Consider the following 370-nt stretch of genomic DNA (forward strand, 5'->3'; position numbering starts at 1 on the left):
CTTTCGCGATTCAGTTTTCAAGGTACAATGTTATAAAACTTATTTGGTGGAGCCAAGCGGGATCGAACCGCTGACCTCCTGCTTGCAAGGCAGGCGCTCTCCCAGCTGAGCTATGGCCCCATAATGGGATATAATGTTTATATGGTGGGCCCTAGTGGACTCGAACCACCGACCTCACCCTTATCAGGGGTGCGCTCTAACCAGCTGAGCTAAGGGCCCTCATCACAGTCAACGAAGACTGTTTATGAGCAATATATGCTCTGCTTGGCGACGTCCTACTCTCCCGGGACCCTGCGGTCCAAGTACCATCGGCGCTGGAGGGCTTAACGGTCGTGTTCGGGATGGGTACGCGTGGAACCCCTCCGCCATC

The 370-nt window shown here is 54.6% G+C and carries 2 tRNA genes and 1 rRNA gene; all 3 read right to left on the minus strand.

Annotated elements, in window-relative coordinates:
- Positions 1-44: 44 nt before the first annotated feature.
- A tRNA-Ala gene (locus M3661_RS31120) sits at positions 45-120 on the minus strand.
- Positions 121-142: 22 nt separating this feature from the next.
- A tRNA-Ile gene (locus M3661_RS31125) sits at positions 143-219 on the minus strand.
- A 43-nt stretch (positions 220-262) separates the two neighbouring features.
- Positions 263-370: ribosomal RNA gene (gene rrf, locus M3661_RS31130) — 5S ribosomal RNA — on the minus strand; the annotation flags it as partial.

Origin of the sequence: Paenibacillus sp. MER 180, from assembly GCF_023713665.1 — a bacterium.
GTDB classification, from domain to species: Bacteria; Bacillota; Bacilli; order Paenibacillales; family Paenibacillaceae; genus Paenibacillus_B; species Paenibacillus_B suaedae.